This is a genomic window from Pseudomonas sp. ADAK18, from assembly GCF_012935695.1.
In the GTDB taxonomy this organism is placed as follows: domain Bacteria; phylum Pseudomonadota; class Gammaproteobacteria; order Pseudomonadales; family Pseudomonadaceae; genus Aquipseudomonas.
In genome coordinates this window covers 4,585,477-4,609,404 of record NZ_CP052859.1, presented here as the reverse complement: position 1 = coordinate 4,609,404, position 23,928 = coordinate 4,585,477, and the positions used below count along the sequence as shown (strand labels likewise).

Here is a 23,928-nt window from a genome sequence, read left to right as displayed (position 1 = left end):
GGTGCCGTGCAGCTACTTATGTAACTGACGGGGATGACGGATTGATGTTCCCCGGATGGGGCAATTCAGCGGGATTTGCGGCGCATTCATCGCGGGCAAGCCCGGCTCCCACAGGGGAATGCATTCCAACAGATGAATGCAATTCAATGTGGGAGCTGGCTTGCCTGCGATAGCGATCTATCAGGCCAACGCAGTTTCGGCGGGCGACACGATGCTGGTCTTGCCCCCACGCGACTTACCGGAACTCAGGTACTCGGCAATTGATTCCTGGGTCACTTCCCCCAGGAACACCCGCTCCGCATCCATCACCGGCAACCACGAGCGGTTGAACTCGTACATCCGCGACAACAGGATGCGCAAATGCTCGTCGTACGCCGCCGTGGCGTTGAATTCTCGCAGGTATTGCCCGCAGGTACCGGTCTGACGGTGCAGGTCGCGACGTCGCACATAACCCAGCGCCTTGTTCTCGGCACAGGTGACCACCACATAGCGACGGTCATGTTCGTCCATCAACTCCAGGGCATCCGCCACCGGGGTTTCCGGGCTGACGGACGGTGCGTTGTCCGCCGCATCTTCGGCCTTTACCAACAGCAGGCGCTTGAGGGTGCTGTCCTGGCCAACAAAGTTGCTGACGAACTCGTCGGCAGGGTGTGCCAGCAAGGTGTCCGGATGGTCGATCTGCAGCAGCTTGCCGGCGCGGAAGATGGCGATCTTGTCACCCAGCTTGATGGCTTCGTCGATGTCGTGGCTGACCATGATCACCGTCTTGTTCAGCGCGCGCTGCATCTCGAAGAACTCGTTCTGGATCATCTCGCGGTTGATCGGGTCGACCGCGCCAAACGGCTCATCCATCAACAGCAATGGCGCATCAGCCGCCAGGGCGCGGATCACGCCGATGCGCTGTTGTTGGCCACCGGACAGTTCCCGCGGGTAGCGGTGCAGGTACTGCTTGGGTTCGAGCTTGATCATGCTCATCAATTCACGGGCACGGTCATGGCATCTCTGCTTGTCCCAGCCCAGTAGCTTGGGCACGACCACGATGTTTTCCTCGATGGTCATGTTGGGGAACAAGCCAATCTGCTGGATCACATAGCCGATGTTGCGGCGCAGGGTCACTTCGTCGAGGTCGGTGGTGTCTTCGCCGTTGATCAGGATCTTGCCCGAGGTGGGTTTGATCAGGCGGTTGATCATCTTCAGCGTGGTGCTTTTACCGCAGCCCGACGGGCCGAGGAATACGCAAATTTCGCCTTCGTTGACGGTCAGGCTCACGGAATCAACGGCGGTGATGGTCTTGCCGTTGCTTTGAAAGGTCTTGGTCAGGTTTTGAAGTTCGATCATTTGAGCAGTCCTTTTGGAGTCAGCGTGCGTTGCAGCCATTGCAGAAGCAGGTCGGCGAAGATGGCCAGGAGACTGACCAGCACGGCGCCAACGATCAGCATCGACATGTCGCTGCGGCTGATGGAAGCCAGAATAAGTACACCCAGACCGCCGGCGCCGATGGTGGCGGCGATGGTCATGACGCCAATGTTCATCACCACGGCGGTGCGCACACCGGCGAGGATCACCGGCACGGCGATGGGCAGCTCGACCATGCGCAGGCGCTGGCCGAAGGTCATGCCAATGCCACGGGCGGCTTCGCGAATACCCGGTTCCACGCCGGTCAGGGCCAGGTAGGTGTTACGCATGATGGGCAGCAGGGAGTAGAGGAACACGGCGGTGATCGCCGGCATCGGCCCCAGGCCCTGGCCGAACTTGGAATAAAACGGCAGCAGCAGGCCGAACAAGGCGATGGACGGTACGGTGAGCAGTACCGTGGCGCTGGCTTGCAGTGGGCCGGCGAGTGTCGGGAAGCGGGTCATCAGCACGCCCAGCGGCACGCCAACAACGATGGCCAGGATGACTGCGATACCGACCAGGGTGATGTGCTGCCAAGTCAGTTGCAGGACGAGTGCCCAATCAAGATGGGAGAAGGCGTTCAGGAATTCCATGTCTTCTCCTTAGTTGAGTGGGTGTTGGCGCAGGAAGTCTGCGGCAACGGCGGATGGGCTTTCATGGTCGACATCCACCCGCGCGTTGAGTTGGCGCATGGTTGCGTCGTCGAACAACGCGGCCAGCGGCGCAAGCTCTGCGGCCAGTTGCGGGTGTGCGTCGAGATAAACCTGACGCACTACGGGCGCGGCGGTGTAGTCCGGGAAGTAATGCTTGTCGTCTTCCAGCAGCTTCAATTTGAAGGCGTTGAGGCGCCCGTCGGTGGTGTAGACCAGGCCAGCAAACACTTGGCCATTACGCAGGGCGGTGTAGACCAGGCCTGCGTCCATCTGCCGGGTGTTTTTGCGGGTCAGGTTCATGCCGTACAGCTTGACCATGCCGGCCATGCCGTCGGAACGGTTGGCGAACTCGGTGTCCAGGGCCACCAGGCGGTTATCCTTAGTGTCCTCGGCCAGGGCCTTGGTCAGGTCGCTGATGGTGTTGATCTGCGGGTATTCCTTGGCCACGTTCTCCGGCAGGGACAGGGCGTAGGTGTTGCTGAACTTCGACGGTGACAGCCAGACCAGGCCTTTCTTCGCGTCGAGTTCTTTGACCCGAGCGTAGGACTGTTCACTGTCGAGCTTCTCGTCGACATGGTTGTAGGCCACCAGCGACACGCCGGTGTATTCCCAGATCAGGTCCAGTTGCCCGCTCTCTTGGGCACTGCGCGCCAGGTTGCTGCCCAAGCCACCGGTCACACGGGTGTCATAGCCCTTGGTGCGCAGGTATTGGGAGGTGATTTCGGCCAGCAGGGTTTGTTCGGTGAACACCCGGGCGCCGATGCGGATGACCGGTTTTTCAGCGGCTTGCGCAATTCCTGCGAACAGCAGGACGCAACTCAATATCAAAGTCAGTTTTTTCATGTGAATTCCTTTGCCAAGCCTTAAGACGGACGTAACCCGCGTTCCAGCCAGAGGCGGCTGGCCATGGTCACCAGACCGTCGAGCAGCAAGGCCAGCAGCGCGGTACACGCGGCGCCGAGCAGCAGTTGCGGCTGATTGTTCAGGGCGATGCCAGGGAAGATCAGGCTGCCCAGGCTGTTGGCGCCGATCAGGAACGCCAGGGGCGCGGTACCGACGTTGATCGCCAGGGCCACGCGCACACCACCGATGATGATCGGCACGGCGTTGGGCAACTCCACGCGAAACAGCACTTGGCGCGGGGTCATGCCGATGCCGACAGCGGCTTCTTTCAAGGAACTCTGGACGTTTTTCAGTCCTTCATAGGTGTTGCGCACGATGGGCAGCAAGGAGGCGAGGAACAGGGCGAAGATCGCAGGGCCGCTGCCAATGCCGAGCACGCCGAGGGCGATGGCCAGGACGGCCAGGGGAGGGACGGTGTTGCCGATGTTGAAGATCTGCATGAAGCGTTCTGCGCGCCCGACCATGTTCGGTCGGCTGAGCAGAATACCGGCGGGGATGCCCACAATCAGGGCGGCAAGCATGGAGACAAGGACAAGAATCAGGTGAGCTTGCAGGTAAAACAACAAATCGTCGCGGTACAGTTCGATCGTGTTGATGCCAATCCAATGGACCAGCAGGGCCAGGAGAGCGACGACAACCGCTCCTCCTATCAGCCCTTTGCCATAGCGAATAGCCACAGGCGGACTCCTTATTTCAGTCGGCGAGCACATTCCCGAGCGGCAATGCCATTCCTGGCTGTCGGCAAATGTGGTCGCGAAAAGCAGCTCGCCAATGCCGGCAAAACGGCATGAGGTCGAGCTATGAGCGCAGCCTCGTCAGGCTAACTTGCTGATTTTTCAGCCCCTGGTACGAATGCTGTAACAGGAGAGTGGACGCCTCCACCTTTTAAAAGGTTCCACACTTGGGAGCTTTTAGCCACCCCTAACTGGGTGAACGGTGGTCCGGCACCCCGGGTTTACGCTATACTCGCCGCCCTTTTTTGACTCACCTGCCAGGCGATTTCCCATGACCCACCAGGCCGCCGAAGTCGCGAAACGCCGCACTTTCGCCATTATTTCCCACCCCGATGCCGGTAAAACCACCATCACCGAAAAGCTCCTGCTGATGGGCAAGGCGATCGCAGTGGCCGGCACGGTGAAATCCCGTAAATCCGACCGTCATGCCACCTCCGACTGGATGGAGATGGAGAAGCAACGGGGTATTTCCATTACCACGTCGGTCATGCAGTTTCCTTACCGCGAACACATGATCAACCTGCTCGACACCCCGGGCCACGAAGACTTCTCCGAAGATACCTACCGTACCCTGACTGCGGTCGACTCGGCACTGATGGTGCTCGACGGCGGTAAAGGCGTTGAGCCACGGACCATCGCGCTGATGGACGTTTGCCGTCTGCGGGATACGCCGATTGTCAGCTTTATCAACAAGCTCGACCGTGACATCCGTGACCCGATCGAATTGCTCGACGAGATCGAAGCCGTCCTGAAGATCAAGGCCGCGCCGATCACCTGGCCGATCGGTTGCTACCGCGACTTCAAGGGCGTGTACCACCTGGCCGACGACTACATCATTGTCTACACAGCCGGCCATGGTCACGAACGCACCGATGTGAAAATCATCGAGAAGCTCGACTCGGACGAAGCCCGCGCCCACTTGGGTGACGAGTACGACCGTTTTGTCGATCAGTTGGAACTGGTACAGGGCGCCTGCCACGAGTTCAATCAGCAGGAATTCCTCGACGGCCAACTGACGCCGGTGTTCTTCGGTACCGCCTTGGGCAACTTCGGTGTCGATCACGTGCTCGACGCCGTGGTGAACTGGGCGCCGAAACCGCTGGCCCGTGTCGCCAACGAACGTACCGTGGAGCCAGTGGAAGAGAAATTCGCAGGCTTCGTGTTCAAGATCCAGGCGAACATGGACCCAAAACACCGCGACCGTATCGCCTTCATGCGTATCTGCTCCGGCAAATACGAAAAAGGCATGAAGATGCGCCACGTGCGTACCGGCAAGGACGTGCGTATCGGCGACGCCCTGACGTTCTTCTCCTCCGAGCGTGAGCAACTGGAAGAGGCATTTGCCGGCGACATCATCGGTTTGCACAACCACGGCACCATCCAGATCGGTGATACGTTCACCGAAGGCGAAGTGCTGGGCTTCACCGGTATCCCGCACTTCGCGCCGGAACTGTTCCGCCGCGTACGCCTGCGTGACCCGCTCAAGTCCAAGCAACTGCGCCAAGGCTTGCAGCAACTGGCGGAAGAGGGCGCGACCCAGGTGTTCTTCCCTGAGCGCAGCAACGACATCATCCTCGGCGCCGTCGGTGTGCTGCAGTTCGATGTGGTCGCCAGCCGCTTGAAAGAGGAATACAAGGTCGAGTGCTCCTACGAGCCGATCACCGTGTACTCCGCACGCTGGATCGATTGCAGCGATAAGAAGAAGTTGGAAGAGTTCTCCAACAAGGCCGTGGAAAACCTTGCGATCGACGGCGGAGGTCACCTGACCTACCTGGCCCCGACGCGGGTCAACCTGGCGCTGATGGAAGAGCGCTGGCCGGATGTGAAATTCCGCGCGACCCGTGAGCATCACTAAGGTCTGGCGGTAATAGAAAGGGCGAAGCTGTGATGGCTTCGCCCTTTTTTGTGGCGGATAACTATTGAATTAAAGGCTGTTCGGCCCTACCCGAAGTTGCTTTAACGAAAGTTCTGCTCCCACGCGTACGGCTTCAACTTGCGCAACAATGGCATCCTTGACGATTGCTTCGCCCACGTCAGTCAGCTCCTGATTCTTGATATGACTCACGCTCAGGTGCAACAAGTGCAGGGCTACATCCATGGAACTTTGAAACGTCAGCAATGTGTTGTTTGGCCCCAGTTCATGGACTACGGCCTCCCAGCGGCGATCTGACTCGGCCTGTAGGGACTTGAACTCCTCCATCGACACGTCGCCATCTTCATAAATGTCCGACAGTAACTTTTCCAGGGATTTGGAAATGGCTCTCATAGATAACATTAACCTGTAAGTAACTAGTTGAAGAGGGCGGACTTTAGTCTTCAAGCTTTGAATTGTGCAATTGCCGAAACATACTTGTTACAAGTTCCAGATAATTTCTACATGGGGTGAGCGTTAATGTGGTTTTCTGTGTAAGAGCGCTCGGTTTTTATAGCAGGTGTTATGGGGAGTGTCGGTAGGAGGGTGAGTTTTGGTATTGGAATAATGATTATTCCAAACAGCTCTATAAGCGAAGTGCTAATTCCTTCGGCAACGGTGATCGAGATGGCGAAAACCCCATAACGCTACTAGCTTGAGAAAGGGCGACAGTCGGCGTAAGCCGAAGACACAGGTCGTGCGGGATTCACCAACTGACTGGACGGAAATCGACCATGAGTATCTTTCAACGTTTGGTGCTGTTGATCAAAGTGCTGGTGATGTTATCGCTGGGCATGTCGGCAGCGTGGGCTAATACGGCCGTGCAAGGCCATGACTCGGGGTTTGTGGCGGCGAAGACGGTGCAGGGAAGCGTGCTGCAACTGGCCAAGAGCGAGTCTGAAGGCGGTGATGAAGGCCAGGGCGGCTCCAAAGACGATGATGATGGCACCACCGGCGGGCCGGATAACAATGACGACCCGGATGATGGCGGTGACAGCGATACATAAGTAGTACAGGCAAAAAAGCCCCTCCTACCAGGCTGATGCGCAACCTGATGGGAAGGGCTGTAGAACTCAAGTGAGACACTAGCCCCTGTAGGAGCGAGCTTGCTCGCGAAGATCGTTAACGATAACGCTGGGAGCCTGATGCTCCGATGCGTTCTCAGGTTCTTCGCGAGCAAGCTCGCTCCTACAGGTTTTTTGGGTTTGTGCCTCAGCCGACAAACTGTTCTGCAAAGTGGCAAGCCACTTGGCGGTTATCGAGTGGCCGCAAGGCCGGCTCTTCGGTGCTGCACAGTTCGGTGGCGTACGGGCAACGCTTGTGGAACGCGCAGCCAGATGGCGGGTTTAGCGGGTTGGGCAACTCGCCGACGATCTTGATCTTCGGTTTGTTCGGGTCCGGATGAATGGTTGGGGTCGCCGACAGCAGTGCCTGGGTGTAGGGGTGCAGTGGACGCGCGTAGATGTCGTGCTTGGGACCCACTTCTACCGGGCGGCCGAGGTACATCACCATCACGTCGTCGGCGACGTGCTGCACCACCGCCAGGTTGTGAGAGATGAACACGTAGGCGGTGTTGAACTCCTGCTGCAGGTCCATGAACAGGTTGAGCACCTGGGCCTGGATCGACACGTCCAGTGCCGAGGTCGGTTCATCCGCCACCAGCACTTTGGGTTGCAGCATCATCGCCCGGGCCAATGCGATCCGCTGGCGCTGACCACCGGAGAACATGTGCGGGTAGCGCTGATAATGCTCAGGGCGCAGGCCCACTTGCTTCATCATCGCCTGGACTTTTTCCCGGCGCTCGGCGGCGGACAGGTTGGTGTTGATCAGCAGCGGCTCGCCCAGTTGGTCACCGACTTTCTGGCGTGGGTTCAACGACGCATAAGGGCTCTGGAACACCATCTGCACGTCTTTGCGCAGTTGCTTGCGTTGGGCCTTGTCGGCACCGGTGACTTCCTGGCCGGCGATTTTCAGCGAGCCGGAGGACGGTTCTTCAATCAGCGTCAGGGCACGGGCCAGAGTGGACTTGCCGCAACCGGATTCGCCTACGACCGCAAGGGTCTTGCCGGCTTCCAGTTCGAACGACACACCATTGAGCGCACGCACCAAGGCATGGCCCTTGAACAGGCCACGGGACACTTCGTAGTGACGGGTCAGGTCGCGGGCGGTAAGAACGACGGCCATTACGCCACCTCCTGGTTCAAGGGGTAGAAGCAGCGCGCTAGGCTGTGGGCTTTAGGGTCCAGACCCGGGCGGGTCTGACGGCAGCTGTCCTGGACATACGGGCAGCGTGGAGACAGCAGGCAGCCCTGTGGACGGTCATAACGACCGGGAACGATGCCCGGCAAGGTCGACAGACGGGCCGCGCCCATGCTGTGTTCCGGAATCGCCGCCAGCAATGCTTCACTGTACGGATGCCCCGGAACGTCGAACAGGCCAGGCACCTGGCCGACTTCCACGGCTTGGCCGGCGTACATCACACACACGCGCTGGGCGGTTTCGGCCACGACCGCGAGGTCGTGGGTGATCAGCACCAGGCCCATGTTCTGTTCTTTCTGCAGGGCCAGCAGCAGCTCCATGATCTGCGCCTGGATGGTTACGTCCAACGCAGTGGTCGGTTCATCGGCGATCAGCAGTTTCGGCTCGCCGGCAATCGCCATGGCGATGGCCACGCGCTGGCTCATGCCGCCAGACAACTGGTGGGGGTAGGCGTCCATTCGGCTGGCAGCGCCTGGGATTTCGACTTTTTCCAGCAGTTCGATGGCACGCTTGCGGGCTTGCTTGCCGGACATCTTCAGGTGTAGGCGCAGCACTTCCTCGATCTGGAAACCCACGGTGTAGCTAGGGTTCAGCGCGGTCATCGGGTCCTGGAACACCATCGCCAGGTCTTTACCGACGATCTGCCGACGCTGGCGGTTGCTCAGTTTGAGCATGTCCTTGCCGTCGAAGTTCAGGGCGTCGGCGGTGACGATGCCGGGGTGCTCGATCAGGCCCATCAGCGCCATCATGGTCACGGATTTACCCGAGCCCGACTCGCCAACGATCGCCAGTACTTCGCCCTTGTCGACGGAAATGTCGAGGCCATCGACCACCGGCACGGCGGTCTTGTCGCCGAAGCGGACATTGAGATTCTTGATTTCTAGCAGTGACATGGGAATCTCCTCAGGCGGCATTCTTGAGTTTCGGGTCCAGCGCATCGCGCAGACCGTCGCCCATCAGGTTGATTGCCAGCACGCTGAGCAAAATGGTCAAGCCAGGCAGACTCACTACCCACCAGGCGCGTTCGATGTAGTCGCGAGCCGAGGCCAGCATGGTGCCCCACTCAGGGGTTGGCGGTTGTACGCCAAGGCCGAGGAAGCCAAGGGCTGCGGCATCAAGAATCGCCGAGGAGAAACTCAAGGTTGCCTGCACGATCAACGGTGCCATGCAGTTAGGCAGCACGGTGACGAACATCAGGCGGGGCAGGCCGGCGCCAGCGAGGCGGGCGGCGGTCACGTAGTCGCGGTTCAGTTCGCCCATCACCGCAGCGCGGGTCAAGCGGACATAGGACGGTAGGGACACGATGGCGATGGCGATCACGGTGTTGATCAGGCCAGGGCCGAGGATGGCGACAATCGCCACAGCCAGCAGCAGCGATGGCAGGGCCAGCATGATGTCCATCAAACGCATGATGGTCGGGCCGAGCAAGCGTGGGAAGAAGCCGGCGAACAGACCCAGCAGAATCCCCGGGATCAGCGACATGACGACCGAAGACAAACCTATCAGCAACGACAGGCGCGAACCCTGGATCAGGCGCGACAGCAAGTCACGGCCCAGTTCGTCGGTGCCCAGCAGGAATTGCATCTGCCCACCTTCCAGCCAGGCTGGCGGGGTCAGCAGGAAGTCGCGGTACTGTTCGCTCGGGTTGTGCGGCGCCACCCAAGGGGCGAACAGTGCGCAAAATATCACCAGCAACATGAACAACAGGCCGGCAACCGCGCCCTTGTTCTTGGAAAAGGCTTGCCAGAATTCTTTGTACGGGGACGGATAAAGCAGGCTTTGATCGACTGCTACCGAAGTAGTTGGAGTGGTCATGGTCATGATCTCAGCGCTGGTGACGGATGCGTGGGTTGGCAAAGCCGTAGAGGATATCCACCACGAAGTTCACCATAATCACCAGGCAGGCGATTAACAGGATGCCGTTTTGCACCACGGGATAATCCCGTGCGCCAATGGCTTCGATCAGCCATTTGCCGATGCCGGGCCAGGAGAAGATGGTTTCGGTCAGGACCGCACCGGCCAGCAGGGTGCCGACTTGCAGGCCGACCACCGTCAGTACCGGGATCAGCGCGTTGCGCAGGCCGTGGACGAACACCACGCGTGCCGGCGACAGGCCTTTGGCCTTGGCGGTACGGATGTAGTCTTCACGCAGCACTTCGAGCATCGAGGAGCGGGTCATCCGCGCGATCACGGCCAGCGGAATGGTGCCGAGCACGATGGCCGGCAGGATCAGGTGGTGCAGGGCGTCGAAGAACGCGTCGGGTTCATCCGCCAGCAGGGTGTCGATCAGCATGAAGCCGGTGCGCGGCTCGATGTCGTAGAGCAGGTCTATACGTCCGGACACCGGGGTCCAGCCCAGGCTCACGGAGAAGAACATGATCAGGATCAGGCCCCACCAGAAGATCGGCATCGAATATCCCGCGAGGGAGATGCCCATCACCCCATGGTCGAACAGGGATCCTCGCTTCAAGGCCGCGATTACCCCGGCCAGGAGGCCCAGGACGCCGGCGAACAACAGGGCGGCCATGGACAGTTCCAGGGTCGCAGGGAAGAGGGCGGTGAATTCAGTCCACACGCTGGTACGGGTACGCAGGGATTCGCCAAGGTCGCCGTGGGCAAGCTTGCCGACGTAGTCAAAGTATTGCGCATACAAGGGTTTATTCAGACCAAGGCGTTCCATTGCCTGAGCGTGCATTTCGGGGTCGACTCGTCGTTCGCCCATCATGACTTCCACGGGATCGCCAGGGATCATGCGAATCAACGCGAACGTCAGCAAGGTGATGCCGAAAAACGTGGGGATCAATAACCCCAATCGGCGGGCAATAAAACTAAACATCTTGTTGTGTACCTCAATCAGCCGGTTAGGCAGGTCCGGCACCGTCCAGGTCGACGGTGCCGGGCGTCTCTTATTACTTCACCTGGGTGGTGGCGAAGTTATTGTTGGTCAGGGGGCTTTGGGTAAAACCCTCGACGTTTTTACGCAAGGCGGTGAACATTTTCGGGTAGGCCATGGGGATCCACGGTTGGTCCTTCTCGAAAACCTCCTGTGCTTGTTCATAGAGCGCAGCCCGAGCTGCCGGTTCAGTGCCCTCGCGAGCCTTGTCGATCAGGGCTTGAAACTCTTTGTTACACCAGCGGGCGTAGTTTTCGCCGTTTTGTGCGGCGTCGCAACTCAAATTAGGCGTGAGGAAGTTGTCCGGGTCCCCGTTATCCCCCGCCCAGCCGGCCGACATCAGGTCATGCTCACCCGCTTTCGAGCGCTTGAGCATTTCGCCCCATTCGAAGACACGGATGTCGATCTTAAGACCAATCCTGGACAGGTCCGACTGCATCATCTGTGCACCCAGCAGGGGGTTGGGATTGGTCGGGCCACCGCCATTGCGGGTGTACAGCGTAAAGACCGTGCCTTCAGGCACTCCCGCTTCCTTGAGCAGGGCGCGGGCCTTGTCGAGATCGCGGGGCGGGTTTTTCAGTTTCTCGCTGAATCCCAGCAGTGTCGGTGGATAAGGACCGGTGCCGACCACCGCGTTGCCCTTGCCATACATGGCATTGACATAGGCTTCCTTGTCAAAGGCGATATTGATCGCATGACGGACCCGCGGGTCACTGATGTACTTGTGCGTGGTGTTCATGGCGATGTAGCCCATGGTCATGGCGGCCAGTTCATAGACTTTCAGGTTCGGGTCGGCCTTGACGCTTGGGATGTCGTCAGGCTTGGGATACAGCGCGATCTGGCATTCGTTGGCCTTGAGCTTCTGCAGCCGGGTGTTGTTGTCGACGGCAATGGACAGGATCAGTGGATCGGCGGGTGGCTTGCCACGGAAATATTCCGGGTTGGCCTTGAAACGCACCTGAGCGTCTTTTTGATAACGGGTGAAGATGAAGGGGCCAGTGCCGATCGGCTTACTGTTGAGCTCGTCGGTCTTGCCGGCGGCGAGTAATTTGTCGGCGTACTCAGCGGAGTGAATCGCGGTAAACGGCATGGCGACGTCGGCCAGGAACGGTGCTTCACGACGGGTCAGGGTAAAGACCACGGTGTGGTCGTCGGTTTTCTCGACGCTCTTGATCAGTTCCTTGAAGCCCATGCTTTCGAAATACGGGAAGCCGGTGCTGGACTTGTTATGCCACGGGTGGTTCGGGTCCATCTGGCGGTGGAAGTTCCACAGCACATCGTCGGCATTCATGTTGCGGGTGGGCGTGAAGTAATCGGTGGTGTGGAACTTGACATCGGTACGCAGGTGAAAGGTGTAGCTCAGCCCGTCTTCACTGATATCCCAGGATTTGGCGAGCGCCGGGACGATTTCGGTGGTCCCCGGTTTGAAGTCTACCAGCCGGTTGAACATGGTTTCTGCGGCGGCATCTGCGGTGACTGCCGTACTGTACAGAACTGGATCGAAACCCTCAGGGCTGGCTTCGGTGCAGACGATCAACGGTTTGGCCGAAACGCCAATCGCCACACTCAACAGCGCAGCGGCAATGGCAGCTTGTAACGGGAGCATTTTCATTGAGAGCCCTCTGCAATCGATTGAACCAGACAAGCGTGTACGGGGGCTCGTCCTGAGCCCGCCGTACACCTGGCGCTAATTAAAGAATGTTGAACGGAATGGTGGTGACCAGACGGAACTCACGGATGTTGCCGTCAGCCTGGTTTTCGGTGGCACGGTGAGTGACGTAGGTCGCACGAATAGCGGTGGCCTTAAGCGGGCCGCTCTGCACGGCGTAGGAGGTACCGATACCGTATTCCTGGTGTTTCTCGCCGTCCTGGGCCTGAATGCCGTTGTAGGCAAAGCCTGCTCGGCCGCCGTCGCCGGTGTAGTGAGTACCGTCGATACCCCAGCCGCGAGCCGAGTAGATGTTGAACTTCAGGCCTGGCACGCCGTATTCGGCCATGTTGAGGCCGTAGGCGATCTGGAAGGACTTCTCGTTCGGACCGTTAAAGTCGGACGTCAGGGAGTTGGCCAGGTAGATACCGTTGGTTTCGTGCAGGTAGTCGAAGTACTCGTTACCGTTCACGGCCTGGTAGGAGAAGGTCAGGCTATGAGCCTGGTGGGTCAGACCCAGCGACAACGAGTAGGTATCGTTGTCGATCGTGCCCATCAACTTTTTGCCGGTATCGACGGTTTTGTAGTAGTTCAGGCCAGTGGTCAGTGCCAGTGTCTGGCTGTCGCCCAACTCGTGGGTTGCACCGAAGTAGTACTGGTTCCAGAAGTCTTCCACGTTAGCGGCGAAGAGGCTGGTTTTCAGGCTCTTGAACGGCTGGTAGTTCACACCGAGGGTGTTGACCTTGTCGGTTTCAGCGCCATTGCCGTATTCGGTACGGAATTTCGACAGGCTTTGCTCGGTCCGTGGCGAAACGCGGTCAAACACGCCGCCCTGGAACGACAGGTTGCTGAACTCTTCGCTGTTGAAGCTCACACCTTCAAAGCTCGAAGGCAGTGCACGGTTGCCGATGGTGTCGACAATGCCGCTGCTGAAGTTCTGGCGACCGGCGGTCAAGGTGGTGTTCGAGACGCGGAACTTGACGTTGGCCAGACCCAGTTTGCTCCACTGGTCCACGGCGTCGCCGTTGGAGTCAGCCAGGGTACGGTTGGAACCGCCCTTGATATCGCGCTTGCTGCGGTCCAGGACCACGGCGTTGTAGGCCGCGACTTCGGTAGCGACCCCTACGGTGCCTTGGGTAAAGCCCGAGCTGTAGTTGAGGATGGTGCCTTGTACCCAGTTGGTACGGTACGCGTCGGTGCGGGCTTCACCGTGTTTTTGGTAGGTGAACTTGCCACCACGGAATTTCTGCTCGTTGGAGAACCAGTTACGGGTGGTACCGCCCAGGCTTTGTCCATCGATAAAGCCTTTGGCCTCGCTTTGGGCGCTGGAGCCGGCCAGAGTGGTAGGAACGAAGTCCTGACTTGCAGGGTCAGCATAGGCGTTAGCCGTGATGCTGCTGATGGCCAAGGCCAGTAGCGCGGTGCTGCTCAGTTTCATGGGTGAAGCTCCTTTGGTTCTCTTTTTTTAATGCCGGTCTTTTTAGGTGAACCGGCTATTGGGTGTGTAACTCGTTCAAGCCTTTGCAAACGTTTGCCGTAGGACCACTGAATTAAGGCTGCACGTTTGCCACAGGGCGAACTTCGCCCTGTGCAATCCGGTTACTTTCTTATGGGTTGATACTGACGCCCGAGAACACGTTGCGGCCGAAGGGGCTCACTTTGAAACCTTCGACTTTGGCGCTTAACGGCTGGTTGACCGTCGAGTGGGCGACTGGCGTGATCGGCACCTGTGCTTTAAGCAGTTGCTGCGCCTGTTTGTACAGAACAGTCCTTTGTTCGCGGTCGGTGACGACCTTGGCTTGCTTGATCAGCTTGTCGTACGCAGGGTCACACCACATGGAGTAGTTGTTCCCGCCGATGGCGTCGCAGCTGTACAGGGTACCCAGCCAGTTGTCCGGGTCACCGTTGTCGCCGGTCCAGCCGATCAGGCTGATGTCATGTTCGCCATTCTTGGTGCGCTTGATGTACTCGCCCCATTCGTAGCTGACGATCTTGACCTTGAGGCCGATCTTGGCCCAATCGTTCTGGAGCATTTCGGCCATCAGCTTGGCGTTGGGGTTGTACGGCCGTTGCACCGGCATCGCCCATAGGGTGATTTCGGTGCCTTCCTTGACGCCGGCGGCCTTGAGCAGTTCCTTGGCTTTTTCCGGGTTGTAAGCGGCGTCCTTGATGGTGTCGTCGTAGGACCATTGGGTTGGCGGCATGGCGTTGACCGCCAGTTGCCCCGCGCCTTGGTAAACCGCATTGAGAATGCTCTGCTTGTTCACCGCCATGTCCAGGGCCTGGCGTACTTCGAGCTGGTCGAAAGGCTTGTGCCGTACGTTATAGGCGATGTAACCGAGGTTGAAGCCAGGTTTGGTCAGCAGTTGCAATTTCGGGTCGGCTTTGAGGGCGTCTACGTCTGCCGGTCGAGGGTGCAGGGTGACCTGGCATTCGTTGGCCTTGAGCTTCTGCACCCGCACCGAGGCGTCGGTATTGATGGCGAAGATCAGTTGATCGAGCTTGACCCGGTCCGGCGCCCAGTAGTGTTTGTTGGCGACGTAGCGGATGTTGGAGTCTTTCTGATAACTCTTGAACTCGAAAGGCCCAGTGCCGATCGGCTTCTGGTTGATTTCGCTAGGCTTGCCGATCTTGAGCAAGTGGTCGGCGTATTCGGCCGACAGGATCGAGGCGAAGCTCATGGCGATGTTCTGGATAAACGCGGCGTCTACCGTGTTCAACGTCATCACCACGGTGTGTGGGTCGGTTTTTTCGACCTTTGCGATATTTTTGTTCAGGCTCATCCCGGTGAAGTACGGAAACTCGGTGGGGTAGGCCTTGCGGAAAGGGTGCTCGGGGTCAAGCATGCGGTTGAAGGTGAACAGCACGTCGTCGGCGTCAAAATCGCGCGTCGGCTTGAAGTCCTTGTTGCTGTGGAACTTCACCCCTTCGCGCAGGTGGAAGGTATACGTCAGACCGTCCGGTGAAATGTCCCATGAGGTTGCAAGACCGGGGACTACCGTGGTGGCGCCTTTCTCGAACTCAGCCAGACGGTTATAGAGCGGCTCGGCTACATCGTTATCAGTGGCGGTGGTGTATTGCGCGGTGTCGAAGCCAGCGGGGCTGCCTTCGGAGCAAAACACCAGGCTTTTCTTGTCAGCCGCTTGGCTCAGTGACGCACTGATTAACAGGCCGGTGCCCAAAATCGCGGATAGAACGGTTGTATGGCGCATGACAGTCCCCAATCCTTGTTTGTTGTTGTCGTCAGTGAGCAATCGCCAGGCCGTTCAGGGCATGGAAACAACACTGACCCCACATTCAGCAAATGCCCTACAGGTACGAAGCCTCTGCCGTGCCACGACGTTATGAGTCGGGAGCCGGGCAGTAAATGCGTCGAATCTGACAGACCTTGTAGGTAGCGGACGAGTGATTCGCAGTTTGTTGCCGTAGGACGGCAGCAGGTGCGGATGTAGTCTGATTCCTATGGTCTTGGCGGATGCAATAACGGCGACGTTTTTACACGTCGCCGCCAGGGATCCTTACTTGCCGCTTACGCTCACGCCGTAGAAGGAGTTCAAGCCAAATGGGCTGATCTTGAAGTCCTGCACGTTGTTGCGCATGGGTTGATACACCGTCGAGTGCGCGATAGGTGTCATCGGGACTGCATCTTTGAGGATATGTTGCGCCTGCTTGTACAGCTCGGTGCGTTTGGCTACGTCGGAAGTTGCCTTGGCTTCTTTCACGATGCCGTCGAATTTCTTGTCGCACCACTTGGAGAAGTTGTTGCCGGCCAGGGAGTCGCAGCCGAACAGCACGTTCAGCCAGTTGTCCGGGTCACCATTGTCGCCGCTCCAGCCAATGATCATGGCCTGGTTCTCGCCGCCTTTGGAACGCTTAATGTACTCGCCCCACTCGTAGCTGACGATGTTGACCTTCAGGCCGATCTGTTTCCAGTCGTTCTGCAGCATCTCGGCCATCAGCTTGGCGTTCGGGTTGTACGGACGCTGAACCGGCATCGCCCACAGGGTGATTTCGGTGCCTTCCTTGACGCCTGCTTCCTTGAGCAAAGCCTTGGCTTTGGTCAAATCGTGCGGGGCATCTTTGATGGTGGTGTCATAGGACCACTGGGTTGGCGGCATGGCGTTGACGGCCAATTGGCCTGCGCCCTGATAAACCGAGTCGATGATCTGCTGCTTGTTCACCGACATGTCCAGTGCCTCGCGTACTCGCAGGTCGGACAGCGGGTTAGGTGCGGTTTGACCTTTGAGCACCGGCATCACGTTGTAGGCGATGTAGCCCAGGTTGAAACCAGCCTGGTGCGGCAGTTTCAGGTCCTTGTCTTCACCCAGCGCCTTGAGGTCGGCTGGACGTGGGAACAGGGTTACCTGGCATTCGTTTTTCTTCAGCTTCTGGATACGTACCGACGGGTCGGTGGTGATAGCGAAGATCAGGTTGTCGATCTTCACGTCTTCAGGCTTCCAGTAGTCCTTGTTGCCGGTGTAACGGATGTTGGAATCTTTCTGATAGCTCTTGAACACGAACGGACCAGTGCCGATTGGCTTCTGGTTAATGTCCTGTGCCTTGCCTTCCTTCAACAGTTGAGCGGCGTATTCAGCCGACTGGACGGAAGCGAAGCTCATGGCCAGGTTCTGGATGAAGGCGGCGTCCACGGTGCCAAGGGTGAACTTGACGGTGTGGTCATCGACTTTCTCGATGTTCTTGATGTTGGTGTCCATCCCCATGTCCGTGAAGTACGGGAACTCGGTAGGGTAGGCTTTACGGAACGGATCGTCTTTATTGATCATCCGGTTGAAGGTGAACAGTACGTCGTCAGCCGTGAACTCACGAGTTGGCTTGAAGTACGGGGTGGTGTGGAACTTGACGCCTTCACGAAGGTGGAAGGTATACGTCAGGCCATCCGGGGAAACGTCCCAGCTGGTGGCGAGCCCAGGAATTACGGCGGTGCCGCCGCGCTCGAACTGAGTCAGGCGGTTGAACATGGTTTCGGCCGAAGCATCGAAGTCTGTTCCGGTGGTGTACTGGCCTGGATCGAAACCGGCCGGGCTCCCTTCGGAGCAGAACACCAGATTAGTCGCCGCTTGGGCGAAAGGTGCAGCAGCCATTAAACCGGCGCTGACTAATAACGGAATGACTGCGTGTTTAAGCATGTTGGCCTCATGATTTGTTGTCATTTTTGGTAGTGAGGGCGACCTCGTGAGTCGACCTGCGGATACTTATGCAGGGCCCATACCCAATGCAAGATGTTGAGAGGCTGCAAGCGCTAAACAGTGGTACGAACGTACAGGAATGTCGCATTGATGTAAGTTTCGACACAAATAGACATTTTGGAGGGTCTTTTCGGTGCGTTTAGCGCACCAAAAATGACCAACCGGAGCGTCTGGCGCACCCGGTTGGCGCAGGGCTGTTACTTATGGAGACTCACGCCATAGAAGGGTGTCAGCCCAAATGGACTGATCTTGAAGTCCTGGACTTCCTTTCGAAGTGGCTGGAAAACCGTCGAGTTCGCAATAGGTGTTATAGGTACTTGTTCCTTAAGGATTTTTTGTGCCTGTTGATACCACTTGATGCGCTGCTCACGGTCACTGCTGACTTTGGCCTGCTGCACCAGTTTGTCGTACTCGGGGTTACACCATTTTGCGTAGTTGCTGCCCTTGACTGCGGCACAACTGTAGAGCACACCCAGCCAGTTATCCGGGTCGCCGTTGTCGCCGGTCCAGCCGTAGATCATCACATCGTGCTCGCCATTTTTCGCCCGCTTGATGTACTCACCCCACTCGTAGCTCACGATATTGGCGGTTATCCCGATCTTGGCCCAGTCCTGCTGGATCATTTGCGCCGACATCCGTGCGTTGGGATTGGACGCCCGTTGTACCGTCATGGCCCAAAGATTGATGGTGGTACCTGGTGCAACCCCTGCTTCTTTTAGTAGCGCCCGGGCCTTGACCGGATCGTACGGCGCGTCTTTGATTGTCGGGTCATAAGACCACTGGGCCGGCGGCAGTGCGTTCTGCGCCAATTGCCCGGCGCTCTGGTACACCGCCTTGATAATGGCCGGCTTGTCGATGGCCATGTCCAGGGCCTGGCGCACTTTGAGCTGATCCAAGGGTTTGTGGGTCACGTTGTAGGCGAGGAAGCCCAGGTTGAAACCGGCTTGCTTGAGCACCCGCAGGTTCGGGTCCTGCTCCATCACTTCGATGTCCGAAGGACGAGGATAGCCGCTGACCTGGCACTCGCCGGTCTTGAGCTTTTGCAGGCGCACAGCTGCGTCCGGGGTAATGGAAAACACCAGGTTGTCGAGTTTCACATCCTCGGGCTTCCAGTACTCTTTATTGGCGCTGTAGCGGATCTGCGAATCCTTCTGGTAGCGCTTGAACACGAATGGCCCGGTGCCGACGGGCTTCTGGTTGATGTCTGCGGCCTTGCCCTCCTTGAGCAACTGCGCGGCGTACTCGGCGGATTGCACCGAGGCAAAACTCATGGCCAGGTTTTGCACGAACGAGGCATCGACGTTATTCAGGCTGAACCGCACGGCGTGGTCGTCGATCTTGTCGATGCTCTTGATGGTGGTGTTCAGGCCCATGTCGGTGAAGTACGGCGACTCGGAGGGGTAGGCCTTGCGAAACGGGCTGTCGGCATCCAGCAAGCGCTGGAAGGTGAACAGCACATCGTCGGCATTGAAGTCGCGGGTGGGGGTGAAGTAGTCGGTGGTGTGGAACTTAACGCCCTCTCGCAGATGGAAGGTATACGTCAGGCCATCCGGGGATACGTCCCAGCGTGTGGCCAGGCCTGGCTCAACTTCGGTACCGCCGCGCTTGAACTGGGTCAGGCGGTTGAAGACGGTTTCGGCGGAGGCATCGAAATCGGTGCCGCTGGTGTACTGACTGGGGTCGAAGCCGGCGGGGCTGGCTTCAGAGCAGTAGACCAGGGTGCTGGCCGCCTGGGCCATCGGCATAAGGGCCAGCAAGCCGGCGGCGAGGAGCAGCGTTTTTAAGGCGATTCTTTCCATGGATACCCCTGAAGTGGCAGGTGAAGGCTGCCCAAACGAAAACGGCGGCTACCGAGGTTACCGCCGTTGGGGTTTATGAGGTAGAGGGAAGGCCCCGCAGTTTGCTACTGCGCTTGAACCGATACTTCAATTTGGGTAGGTGCATTCTTGTCGATCGCAAACGACCCTTCCAGCTCGTTACTCTCCCGTATCGTAAACGTTCTGCTGATGGTGACCTCTACACCTGGAACATGGTTGATATCTTGTTCTGGATTTGAAAGATGCCCTTTGGAAATGATCCTGACCTGAGTCAGGTCCTTTGATGGGTCATGCTCGATGTAAAAATGGGTATCGTCAGCGCCAAAGTAGTAGCCGTCCTGTAGCACCGATTCTCCATTCAAGTTAATGGTGGCGGGCGCTATGGAGCCTTGATGGGCTACCTCGGAAATGCGTGCGCGCAGATCAGCAGGCGCAATTGCAGCCTCAAACTGTTTTAGTCGGCTTTGGCGGATACCCTCGGCAGAATCTGCCGTGCCATCCAGCGCCACGCTCACCTCACGTCCGTTTTCTTTGGTGATTACGGTGTAAGGATTGCGATTTATATCGAGCACAAAGTTTGGGGAGTACTCGTTTGTACTGTGCTCCGTAAATTGTGCCTTTTCTCCAGATTCAACTGAAAACCCACGCTCATCGATGTTCCAGGACACGTTGAGGTTTCTTTTGATTATGGCGTTTTCTTCATAGTTTCTACTGGAGAACTCATAGGCGCCCCCCTCGTTGACTTTCAAGTATTTATCGACCCTGTCGGCTCCCGTCATTTTTGAACCGTCCAATTCAACGAATTGATCCGAGAATTTTGGCGAGATCTTTAAGTCATTACTTGGGGTTGGCGATGGGGTGCGTTGCCATGGCCACCTGGCCCCACCATTTCCAGTCGTGCGAATCCACTCACCATCGCCGCCTGAATGCACCGTCAGTACTGGCTTGCCCGTATCACGATCAATGATCTGCATATAATCATTGCTCAATTTGAAGTCGCCTTTTATCTCATACACCTGGCGAACACCGGTTGTGTCGGTATAGCGAATAAACCATTGATCTGAGCCGGTTGTTGCATCTTTAACCTGGTAAATACCCTTCGCGTTACGTGTGGCATTTTCAATGAGTTGTTCACCGTTCTGCACTGCGTATTGGCTGATATTGCCCGATTGGCTGGGCTGCAAACGGTTAATGCCAGGTACTGACTGCGGGCTTTCAATCTGAGGAGGCTCGCCTGGCTTGGGGTTGGCCGATGTTTCTTCTGGGGGAGTGAACGGGTCCTCAACCCTTCCACTGGCGCCGACCGAGAACAAGGTGTTCAACAAGCCATCGAATGCCTTGGATGCACCGTCGTTGCGTTCAGCCAGCGTATCGCCGGAGTATTGTTTTTCCTCCCCTAGCGCCAGCTCGGTCAGCCCAGTAACGACTGCGGCGGCGGCAACGGGCGCAGCAATAGGCGCCAGTTTGGCAAGCAAACCTGCTGCGACGGTGATGTCGTTAAGCCAGGTGTCTCGCGTCACCTCACTGTTGGACTTGATCATTACATCGGCGTCACTTGTCATGCGCTCTTTACTGGCGGACGTCATGGCCGAGAAGACATCCCCCTCAATGTGCGATCCATCGCCATTAAACGTAGGGTCTTTCAGTTCTCCAGAAGAGAGTTTGCCGAGAGTCGTGTCCAGGCCTTCCGTTTTGGTGCCTACATTCGTAAACCACAAGACGGGCATGAACACTTTCGCCAAGCGTTCAATGGTGCCCGACTCATGGTCTTGGCGGCTGATCAACGGAAAATGAGCGACCAGGGACTCGCGCTTTTTGGGGTCCTTGGTTTGATCGATAACCCATTGATCCAGTTTCTCCAGGGAGTCGAACCTGAGAAATGCTGGCTCGGCGCCAGGGATGTAGAGGGCTTGCCGGCCACCGTCGGCAGCACTGAAACGCACAATGTCGTTAGACAAGAAGCCCTTGATATTGAAAGCATGCGCCTGGACGATGCCTTTTACCGGGGCTTTGGCCCTGAGCTGTTCGACGTTGAGCGGTGCATTTTCGTCGAGTGGAAGATTGGACGCCGCGCCCATGACCAAACGGTAGTCTTCACGGGTGAATCGATGTTCGGGGGCTTGCAGAGCTTGCTCTGCGGGAGGCCTGGCTTCAACGGTCTTCAGTTGCTTTCGAGCTTGATAGGCGAACTCCCCTTTGATCGCTGCTTGGTAGTCATCGCTGTGGGCGTTCCAGAAGTTGCCGATTTCTTGCGTCATTTTCGCCTGGAAGTCGGTTTTCCAACTGGCATGCATCAGTGTCGATGGGGCCAGGGGAAATTGGTTATGCGTACCGTATCCTCCCGTTTTACTCTGCCCAGGTCCGTCTTTATAGATACCGGATTCCGAGTCCAGATTGCCGGGGACCCAATCGTTTTCAGAGAAGTTCTTCAGCAGCGCATCGGGCAGGCGCAGGGAGGAGGTTGGCTCTTCGTTCATGTGCTCCCAGCCGGTAGCAGTTGAAGCGCTTTGCGAGCCGTTGAAACGGTTCAAATAAAGTGTATCGGCGTCCACCAATTTGCCGGTCAGTCGGAAAATGAGGGACTCCGCCCATCGTTTTGCGTGTACGCGCACGTTTGGCAGCGCATCGGCAACCGTCAGTGCCAGGTGTTTATAGGTTTGTGCCTGCTGTGCGTTGGCGCTGGAGGGCGTGTCCTGGAGTTTGTACAGATGATCGACAATTCCTCGCTGGCTTTTCAACTGATCTTCGCCGCGGATTCTGTCCGACTTGTACGGATCTGATGCGGCGATCGCCGGGAAGGTTTGGGTTCGATCGAGTTGGTCATAGTCGGCGGAGGTTTGTAGGCCATAAAACTGGCCTACTGTCTTCAGTTCAAGATTAGTCCTGAAGGCATCGTCGTAGCTCAGGGAAATACCGTTGCCGGCGGCGAGGACCTTGCCTGCGTCCAATACAGGTGCTGCTGCAGCATTCCATGCCAGGTCATTGCCCGTTCTGAAGCTGACTCTTTGGTTATTAACGATGACCGAGATGCTGTTGGTGTCCGGATGCACGACGACACTTGAGGGGTTGATGTTGCTATCTTTCAACCAGTCTTGAAACGCCGGGTTCAGCAATGCCCTTGCCAACTGCTGTTGCCACTGCCCCAAGGTGGAGTTGGCAGGAATTTGAACGCGAGTGTTGTATTGGCGGTCTTGGGGATGCAGTGCGTTGCGGATGTTTGTCGCTAATTGACGATCACCCTGCTCACGGGCGGTCAGTGGTTTTTCGATGCTTATTTGTGCTGGGATCGCCCCGGCAACGGATTTATAGGGTTGCGAAAAAGACAAAGGAGACGGTGTGCGGGTGATGGAGGTCATCGTGTTTATTCTCGATAGTCATCAGAAGGCATTGCCCGCAGCACACGCGTCCATTCATCTATGGGCATTGCTAGTGATGAGTAACGACAATCAAGCTCTCCATTCCCTTGGGAGTGTCTGGAAAAGTGACAGGGGTGTGTATGAATAGGTTGTGCACCTGTTGTTCCGGGGGATTAGCAGAGTGTTGGTAAAGTTGTCCGGATCTACAGGCGAAAAAAAACGGCGCTTGCCTTGGGCCGCGCCGTTTCTGGTTTCAGTGCATCGCGGTCATTGCAGGACTTCGATCACCCCATCCGCACTCATGCTGACCTGGCTGGTACCCGCTTCAACTTCCGGGGCCGGCGCCGAGTCCATGGCCGCAGCCTTCATCATCATCCCGCCACGGGCATAGGGCTGTGGATAGCCGTTGGTATTGAAGTTCAGGTTGACGATCTTGTAGCCCTTGCCACCCAACGCATCGGTAGCCAGTTGGGCACGGGCCTTGAACGCGGTGACAGCTTCCTTGAGCAGGGCGTCTTCGCTGGCCTTGCGGGTCGGGTTGGCGATGGCGAAGTCCATGCTGTCCATTTTCAGGTTGGTCAGCATCTCACCGGTAAGCTTGGACAGGGCCGCGAAGTCCGAGCTTTCCATGCGTATCTCAGCGCGTTCACGCCAGCCGGTGATCTTCTGGTTCTTGTTGTCGTAGATCGGGTAGCTATTGCGGCTGCCCTGACGCAGGGTCACGGCCTTGACCTCGCGGGCCTGGGCCAGGGCTGTGTTCATGGTGGTGGTGATTTCAGCGGCGAGCTTGGCTGGGTCGCTGTTCTGGGATTCGGTGTAAAGGGTGACGATCATCTGGTCACGGGCCACTTCCTGGCTGACTTCGGCGCGCAGGGAGATCTGGTTGTAGTGCAGCTCATCGGCGGCCAGGGCCGGCAGGCTGGCAAGGGTGCCGACACCGAGGGTGATAACGGCTGCGCTGCGAATGAAACGTGACATAGAAGCTCCTTGAGATAATCGTAATCGGTATGACTGTAGACGTGATGGTCTGGTTCGGCGGGTTACACATTCTCTACAAATAGCGGGAGTGCCGACGAACGGTCATGTGGAAGGCCTGCGTCAAAGAGCCACACACGCCGTGCCAGCGCTGTCGCTTCGTTTATACTCGGTGC

General features: G+C 57.6%; 18 protein-coding genes and 1 pseudogene. 3 read left to right on the top strand and 16 right to left on the bottom strand.

Annotated features, from left to right (window positions below; genetic code table 11):
• Positions 1 to 180: 180 nt before the first annotated feature.
• The 4 genes from HKK55_RS20815 to HKK55_RS20800 are packed head-to-tail and all read right to left on the bottom strand — an operon-like array spanning position 181 to position 3,628.
• A complete protein-coding gene (locus tag HKK55_RS20815) occupies positions 181 to 1,338 on the bottom strand; it encodes a betaine/proline/choline family ABC transporter ATP-binding protein (protein WP_155583552.1) in 1,158 nt (385 codons plus the stop codon).
• Positions 1,335 to 1,988, bottom strand: a complete 654-nt coding sequence (locus HKK55_RS20810) for an ABC transporter permease (RefSeq protein ID WP_169356387.1) — start codon at positions 1,986 to 1,988, stop codon at positions 1,335 to 1,337. Before HKK55_RS20810 ends, HKK55_RS20815 begins: the two co-directional genes overlap by 4 nt.
• A 9-nt stretch (positions 1,989 to 1,997) precedes the next feature.
• On the bottom strand, positions 1,998 to 2,891 hold the full coding sequence (locus HKK55_RS20805; protein ID WP_169356386.1) for a glycine betaine ABC transporter substrate-binding protein: 894 nt from the start codon (positions 2,889 to 2,891) through the stop codon (positions 1,998 to 2,000).
• Between the two features lie 20 nt (positions 2,892 to 2,911).
• Positions 2,912 to 3,628, bottom strand: coding sequence for an ABC transporter permease (locus HKK55_RS20800; protein WP_169356385.1), 717 nt, complete (start codon positions 3,626 to 3,628; stop codon positions 2,912 to 2,914).
• A gap of 328 nt (positions 3,629 to 3,956) precedes the next feature.
• On the opposite strand from HKK55_RS20800, the gene HKK55_RS20795 reads away from it, so the two are divergent.
• Positions 3,957 to 5,540: a peptide chain release factor 3 gene (locus HKK55_RS20795; protein ID WP_155583549.1), complete on the top strand. Its 1,584-nt coding sequence runs from the start codon at positions 3,957 to 3,959 to the stop codon at positions 5,538 to 5,540.
• Positions 5,541 to 5,609: 69 nt separating this feature from the next.
• Here HKK55_RS20795 and HKK55_RS20790 read toward each other — a convergent pair whose 3' ends face one another.
• On the bottom strand, positions 5,610 to 5,951 hold the full coding sequence (locus HKK55_RS20790; RefSeq protein ID WP_169356384.1) for a hypothetical protein: 342 nt from the start codon (positions 5,949 to 5,951) through the stop codon (positions 5,610 to 5,612).
• Between the two features lie 380 nt (positions 5,952 to 6,331).
• Between HKK55_RS20790 and HKK55_RS20785 the strand changes: the two genes are divergently transcribed.
• Entirely contained in the window at positions 6,332 to 6,604 is a 273-nt protein-coding gene (locus tag HKK55_RS20785) for a hypothetical protein (protein ID WP_169356383.1), read from the top strand.
• A 99-nt stretch (positions 6,605 to 6,703) separates the two neighbouring features.
• Positions 6,704 to 6,793, top strand: a pseudogene (locus tag HKK55_RS29330) (outer membrane lipoprotein carrier protein LolA); the annotation flags it as partial.
• A 16-nt stretch (positions 6,794 to 6,809) separates the two neighbouring features.
• On the opposite strand, the gene HKK55_RS20780 reads toward HKK55_RS29330, so the two are convergent.
• The 11 genes from HKK55_RS20780 to HKK55_RS20730 form a co-directional block, all read right to left on the bottom strand.
• Complete coding sequence (locus HKK55_RS20780) at positions 6,810 to 7,781, bottom strand: peptide ABC transporter ATP-binding protein (RefSeq protein WP_169356382.1); 972 nt, start codon at positions 7,779 to 7,781, stop codon at positions 6,810 to 6,812.
• Positions 7,781 to 8,749 (bottom strand): ABC transporter ATP-binding protein, encoded by a 969-nt coding sequence (locus HKK55_RS20775; protein WP_169356381.1) that lies wholly within the window; start codon positions 8,747 to 8,749, stop codon positions 7,781 to 7,783. Before HKK55_RS20775 ends, HKK55_RS20780 begins: the two co-directional genes overlap by 1 nt.
• Positions 8,750 to 8,759: 10 nt before the next feature.
• Entirely contained in the window at positions 8,760 to 9,671 is a 912-nt protein-coding gene (locus HKK55_RS20770) for an ABC transporter permease subunit (RefSeq protein ID WP_155583544.1), read from the bottom strand.
• A 10-nt stretch (positions 9,672 to 9,681) separates the two neighbouring features.
• Entirely contained in the window at positions 9,682 to 10,692 is a 1,011-nt protein-coding gene (locus tag HKK55_RS20765; protein WP_169356380.1) for an ABC transporter permease subunit, read from the bottom strand.
• A gap of 73 nt (positions 10,693 to 10,765) precedes the next feature.
• Positions 10,766 to 12,361, bottom strand: coding sequence for an ABC transporter substrate-binding protein (locus HKK55_RS20760; protein WP_169356379.1), 1,596 nt, complete (start codon positions 12,359 to 12,361; stop codon positions 10,766 to 10,768).
• A gap of 79 nt (positions 12,362 to 12,440) precedes the next feature.
• The gene (locus HKK55_RS20755) at positions 12,441 to 13,835 is read right to left on the bottom strand and encodes an OprD family porin (protein ID WP_169356378.1); all 1,395 of its coding nucleotides are present in this window, start codon (positions 13,833 to 13,835) and stop codon (positions 12,441 to 12,443) included.
• A gap of 169 nt (positions 13,836 to 14,004) precedes the next feature.
• The gene (locus HKK55_RS20750; protein WP_169356377.1) at positions 14,005 to 15,609 is read right to left on the bottom strand and encodes an ABC transporter substrate-binding protein; all 1,605 of its coding nucleotides are present in this window, start codon (positions 15,607 to 15,609) and stop codon (positions 14,005 to 14,007) included.
• Between the two features lie 306 nt (positions 15,610 to 15,915).
• Positions 15,916 to 17,544, bottom strand: a complete 1,629-nt coding sequence (locus tag HKK55_RS20745) for an ABC transporter substrate-binding protein (RefSeq protein ID WP_169356376.1) — start codon at positions 17,542 to 17,544, stop codon at positions 15,916 to 15,918.
• Positions 17,545 to 17,801: 257 nt separating this feature from the next.
• Complete coding sequence (locus HKK55_RS20740) at positions 17,802 to 19,403, bottom strand: ABC transporter substrate-binding protein (RefSeq protein WP_169356375.1); 1,602 nt, start codon at positions 19,401 to 19,403, stop codon at positions 17,802 to 17,804.
• A 104-nt stretch (positions 19,404 to 19,507) separates the two neighbouring features.
• Entirely contained in the window at positions 19,508 to 22,777 is a 3,270-nt protein-coding gene (locus tag HKK55_RS20735) for a DUF6543 domain-containing protein (RefSeq protein WP_169356374.1), read from the bottom strand.
• 267 nt (positions 22,778 to 23,044) lie between these two features.
• A complete protein-coding gene (locus tag HKK55_RS20730; RefSeq protein WP_169356373.1) occupies positions 23,045 to 23,755 on the bottom strand; it encodes an SIMPL domain-containing protein in 711 nt (236 codons plus the stop codon).
• Positions 23,756 to 23,928 lie beyond the last annotated feature (173 nt).